This is a genomic window from Acidobacteriota bacterium, assembly GCA_012517875.1.
Taxonomy (GTDB): domain Bacteria; phylum Acidobacteriota; class JAAYUB01; order JAAYUB01; family JAAYUB01; genus JAAYUB01.
Genome location: JAAYUB010000089.1, coordinates 1 through 5,418 on the forward strand (window position 1 = coordinate 1; position 5,418 = coordinate 5,418).

Consider the following 5,418-nt stretch of genomic DNA (forward strand, 5'->3'; position numbering starts at 1 on the left):
ACCGTCACGCCAAGGGACTGGGGATGCTGGTCACCGTGTTCACCAACGGCACCCGGCTGTCCCGGCGGGTGGTGCGGCTGTTTCGGGAGCTGCCGCCGCGGCTCGTGGAGGTGTCGCTCTACGGCGCCACTGCCGCCACCGTCGAGCGGATCACCGGCTCGGCCACCGCTTGGGCGCGCGCCCGCCGCGGCGTGGAGCGCCTGCGTGCCGCCAGTGTGAGGCTGGCCCTCAAAACCATCCTGATGCGCGAAAATGCGGCGGAGCTGGGCGCACTGGAGGCCTACGCCCGGGAGTTGGGGGTGCCGTTCCGCCTGGACGCGGCCATCAATCCCCGCCTCGACGGCGGCCGCAAACCACTGACCCACCGCGTGGATCCGGTGAACGCCGTGGAGCTGGAGCTGGCCGATCCGGTGCGGCGCCGCCAGTGGGCGGAGTTTCTGGACAAGAACGCAACGTTGCCCGAGGAGCAGCGCCTCTACATATGCGGCGCCGGGATCACGGCGTTTTACGTGGACGCCGACGGCACCCTGCGGCCCTGCCTCATGGTGGCCCGGCCGGCGGGGGACCTGCACCGCGCGGAGTTCAATCAAATTTGGCGTGATCTCATCCCTCGGCTGCATGATAAGATGGCCGGGAACAGTTTCCCGTGCAGCCGCTGCGAGGCGCGCCTGGTGTGCGGAAGCTGCCCGGCGTTTTTCGAGCTGGAGACTGGCGCCGAGACCACACCCGCTGACTATGTGTGCCGGTTGGGCCGGCTGCGCGCCGAGCGACTGCATCAATACCAGACCCGGAGAGGAGACTGATCCGTGAACAAAGACACCCATCAGACCGACAAACAGGCATACGACAAGCCCCGGCTCCGCGTGATCGAACTGCTGGCCGAGGAAGTCCTGGCGATCGGCTGCAAGCGGTCCGGATCGGATACCGGTCAAAGCGGCAATCTCTGTCTGAACGGTGTGTGCAAGGCAACTCCGGGTTCCTAGTCTCGGCGCCCCCCTGCCTGTGAGCTGCCGGCAGTTTTTGCCGCAGTTCGCCCCGGCGCCCAGCGATAACCCCAATGCCTACTCGAACCCTCTCCATCGGACACGTCAACCTTCGCCTGCGTTCGCCTCTGCCGCTGGTGGCGCCGGAGTCCATGCCCGTGCCGCCCGGCATCACCTCTCCGCCGAATCGCTACGACGGTTTCGAGGGTCGCGTCGCCCGCGGCCCGGCGGTGTTCGACATCGTCGTCCGCCTGGCATCCGTCGACCGCCCGTTCACTCCCCCTGAACCCGCGGCGGTTTTCCTGGACAACCCGGGCGCCTGGTCCATGGCCCGCGAGGGCGCCGGATTCCGGTTCTGGCTGCCGCCCGCGCCCGGCGGACCGCCGCCGCTCTGGGACACGTGGCTGGACCATTCCCTCGCCTCGGCCACGGTGCGCTGCGGACCCGGCCTGCGAACGCTGCACCGCGGCCAGCCGGCGCTGGTCAATCCCCTGCGTTACCCGCTGGACCAGCTCCTGCTGATATACGCGCTGGCGCGGCGCGAGGGGTGCATCGTCCACGCCGCCGGGGCGGCGCTCGACGGCAAGGCGTACATATTCCCCGGCCGGTCCGGCGCCGGCAAGACCACGCTGGCCCGGCAGCTTTTAGCCAACGGCGGATTCGCACTCCTCAGCGACGACCGGATGGTGGTGCGGCGCATCGACGGGCGCCTGTGGGCCTTCGGCACGCCCTGGGCCGGCGAGGCGGACATCGCCCGCAACGCCGGCGCGCCGCTCGGCGGCCTGCTGTTCCTGCGGCACGCCGACGCCAACCGGGTGGCGTCGCTGTCGCCCCGTGAGGCGATGGAGCGCCTGCTCCCCGTAACCTCCATCCCGTGGTATCATGCGGAGGTGCTGCCGGACCTGCTGGACTTCGTCGGCGCGGTGGCCCGCGAGATTCCCGGCCGGGAACTGGCGTTCCGGCCGGACCCGACGGTGGCCGATACGATCGCCGCCGCCGTCCGCTGACGCGATCATCCGCCGGACAGGGGGCCCCCACATGGATGACTCATTCGATCCGAAACCGCCTGATCCCAAGTTGGAACCGCTGCGTGTGATCAAGGTGTCCGACGACGGCGAGTTCGATCCCCGCCCGCCCGTGAAGCTGGAACACACCGGCGAGATTCTGACCGGCGAGACGCCGGACATCCTGGCCCTGGACTCGCCCCGCGCCGGCGTCATGCTGGCGGAGCTGCTGAGCCGCGGCTTCCTGGTGCGAGTGCGGGTCACCGGCCGCAGCATGCGCCGGGCGCTGCCCGACGGCGCTGTGGTCCACCTCGTGCGGACGGCGGACGCTCCGGCGCGCTTCGGCGACATGGTTCTCACCCTGAACAACGCCGGCCGGCTCCGCCTGCACCGGGTGCTGTTCCGGCGGCAGATGTCCGACGGTGGCTGTGTCTTTCGCACGAAGGGTGACGCCGCCGCCGCCCTGGACCCCCCCGTCCCGGCCCGGGAGGTGCTGGGGCGGGTGGTGGCGGTGGAGCGGCGCGGCGCCGGCGGCGCGGTGACGGTGGTGCAGTGGGACCGCGGCCTCCGGCGGCTGCTCGACTGCCTGCGGGCGGCGGCCAGTTTGCTCCGCGCCGGCGCCGACCGCCTGGTGGCCGCCATCCGGGACCGCTTAGCCCGCACGAACAACTAGCACGAATCCTCCCTGCTTTTCGCCGCGGCGTCGCCAGCCGGAGCAGGCATCGCCGAGCGGCCGCTCCCCGAAGGCGGCGCCGCCGGGCGCTTGGCCCGGCGGCGGTGCAATCATGATTCCAAGATAAGGAAACCGGCGGACCGGTTTCCTCGGGTGGGGTTGGTTCATCCGCCCCCGGGCGGGAGCGGATCAAAAGATCGAAACCTCTCTCCTGTTTAGAGACACGCGGCGCCGGTCAGGATTCGACCCGCAGCGATCATTTGCCGGGAAGCCGAGAGCGCGCCTTTGGTCGGGGCGGGCGCGCGATACCGGCGGAATGGGGCTCTTCTCACAGCAGGTCCAGGGGATCTACGTCCACGGCGATCTGGGTGAAGGGGAGGCGGGCGTCCAGGCAGCGGCGGCGGAAATCGAGCAGCACCTCGGGCAGGCCGTCCGTCGCCAGACACCGCATCAGCAGGCTCCAGCGGTAGTCGTCCTTGATCTTCTCCAGCAGCGCCGGCATGGGCCCCTGCACCCGCAGCGTCGCCGCCAACCCCCGCTCGGCGATGGCAGCCCGCAGGTGCTCGCCCGCGCCCCGGGCGATCGCCTCGGCCTTCTCCCGCTGCTTGTCTTTCACCGCGAGGAACACCAGGCGGGTCATGGGTGGGAAGTGGAGCCGGCGCCGAAACTCCATCTCGTGGCGGTAGAACGCCGGATAGTCCTGCTGCCGCGCCAGCCGGACGGCGTAATGATTCGGATAATAGGTCTGGATGTACACCCGGCCCGGCGTGTCGCCGCGACCGCTGCGGCCGGCCACCTGGGTGAGCAGCTGGAAGGTCCGTTCGGCGGAACGGAAGTCGGGGATGCGTAGGCTGGTGTCGGTGGAGAGCACCACCACCAGGGTCACCGCCGGGAAATCGTGCCCTTTGGCGATCATCTGGGTGCCCACCAGCAGGTCGATCTCGCGCCGCTCGAACCGGTCGAGGATCTCCTTCATGCTCCCCTTCTGGCGGGTGGTGTCCCGGTCGAAGCGGACCACCCGCCGCCCCGGGAACCGCTCGCGGAACACCTCCACCAGCTTCTCGGTGCCCAGGCCCAGCAGGAACAGATGCCCGCTCCCGCACGCCGGGCAGGTGTCGGGCACCGGCCGGATGTAGCCGCAGTAGTGGCACATGAGCTGGCGCTCCGCCTGGTGGAAGGTCATGGCGATGTCGCAGTGGGCGCAGAGCACCGTCTCGCCGCACTTGCGGCAGGTGACGACGGGTGCGAACCCCCGGCGGTTGAGCAGCACCATGACCTGCTCGCCCCGATGCATCCGGTCGGCGATGGCCTTGTAGATCTCGCCCGCCACGATGACGTTGCGGCCGAAGCGCTCGAACTCGCGCACCATGTCCACGATGGCGACGTCGGGAAGCGGCCGGTTCAGGATGCGCTCGGGCAGCTCGAGCAGGGTCATGGCGCCGGCCTCGGTGGCGGCGTGGTAGCTCTCCAGCGACGGCGTGGCCGAACCCAGCACCAGCGCTGCGCCGCACTGCCGCGCCCACGCCTGCGCCGCCTCGCGGGCGTGGTAGCGGGGCGACTCGTCCTGCTTGTAGGAGGCGTCGTGCTCCTCGTCCAGGATGATCACGCCGGGCGCCGCCAGCGGCGCGAACAGCGCCGAGCGGGTGCCGATGACCACGTCGGCCTCGCCGCGGTGGATCCGGAACCACTGGTCGTGGCGTTCGCCGTCGGAGAGCATGCTGTGCAGGATGGCCAGGCGGCCGCCGAAATGGGTCATGAACCGCTGGGTCAATGCCGGGGTCAGCGAGATCTCCGGCACCAGCATGAGCGCCGTGCGTCCGCGGCGCAGCGCGTCGTGGATCAGCTCGATGTAGACCTGGGTCTTGCCGCTGCCAGTGACGCCGAGCACGAGGTACTGGCCGGGGCGTCCGGCGTCCAGATCGCCCCGGATCCGGTCCACGGCCGCGCGCTGGGCCGCCGTGAGCACCAGCGCTTCGGTCTCGCGCGCCCGGTAGCCGGCGAACGGATCGCGGTAGCTTTCGGCCGCCTCGATCCGCAGCACGCCCTTGGCCTGCAGGCGCCGCGTCACGTCGTACGGGACGCCCGTCTCGGCGACCACGCGGGCCAGCGGGAGCGGTCCCTGGTGGCTGCGCAGGAACTCGACCACCGCCCGCTGGCGTTTCGGATACGCCGCCGGGTCCGCCGCCGGGTCGACCAGCTCCACGAACAGCACGCGTCGGAAGCCGGTCCGGGCGCCCAGCACCCGGCTCGCGCGCGTCACCCAGCCGTTGCGCTCGAGGTTGGCCAGCACCCGGTCCAGGAACCGGGCCGGCATCACCCGGCCGATCTCCTTGCGGTCGATGCCAGGGCGGCGGCGGATCAACGCCAGCAGCTTGTCCTGAAACGCCTTGTCAGCCGCCGTGGCCAGGCGCGCCTCGCCGGCGGGAGTGATCCGGTAGCTGAACGTGGCCTCCACGTACGAGCCGGGCGGGAAGAAGAGGCGCAGGCAGTCGCCCGGCGGCGCGAAGTAGTGATGCGAGATCCAGCGGGCCAGTTCCACCCGCGGCGGGTCGATGAGCGGCTCCGGATCCACGAGGCTGAGGAGATCGCGGATCCGCTCCACGCCGGGCGGCGGCGTGTCCGTCATCGCGGTGATCACCCCGTTGGCGTGACCGCCACCCAGGGGCACCACCACCCGGCAGCCCGGGCGGGCGGCGGCCATGGCCGGCGGAACGGCGTACGTGTAGTCCTGGAACACCGGGGCGAACAAGGCGACCGC

The 5,418-nt window shown here is 70.7% G+C and carries 5 protein-coding genes; 4 read left to right on the forward strand and 1 reads right to left on the reverse strand.

Features of this window, described 5'->3' with window-relative positions:
• The 4 genes from GX414_09115 to GX414_09130 all read left to right on the forward strand — a co-directional run.
• Positions 1–803 (forward strand): radical SAM protein (locus GX414_09115; GenBank protein ID NLI47254.1); only part of this gene is annotated, 803 nt, incomplete at its 5' end.
• Positions 804–806: 3 nt separating this feature from the next.
• A complete protein-coding gene (locus GX414_09120) occupies positions 807–983 on the forward strand; it encodes a hypothetical protein (GenBank protein ID NLI47255.1) in 177 nt (58 codons plus the stop codon).
• A gap of 74 nt (positions 984–1,057) precedes the next feature.
• The gene (locus tag GX414_09125) at positions 1,058–1,990 is read left to right on the forward strand and encodes a hypothetical protein (GenBank protein NLI47256.1); all 933 of its coding nucleotides are present in this window, start codon (positions 1,058–1,060) and stop codon (positions 1,988–1,990) included.
• 31 nt (positions 1,991–2,021) lie between these two features.
• Positions 2,022–2,660 (forward strand): hypothetical protein, encoded by a 639-nt coding sequence (locus GX414_09130; protein ID NLI47257.1) that lies wholly within the window; start codon positions 2,022–2,024, stop codon positions 2,658–2,660.
• Positions 2,661–2,988: 328 nt separating this feature from the next.
• On the opposite strand, the gene priA is transcribed toward GX414_09130, so the two are convergent.
• On the reverse strand, positions 2,989–5,418 hold a 2,430-nt coding region (gene priA / locus GX414_09135; protein ID NLI47258.1), incomplete at its 5' end, for a primosomal protein N'.

What these genes read in the sequence shown, in the direction of transcription:
- GX414_09130 (NLI47257.1), top strand. Translation starts at nt 2,022, where the DNA reads ATGGATGACTCATTCGATCCGAAACCGCCTGATCCCAAGTTGGAACCG.
- GX414_09125 (NLI47256.1), top strand. Translation starts at nt 1,058, where the DNA reads ATGCCTACTCGAACCCTCTCCATCGGACACGTCAACCTTCGCCTGCGT.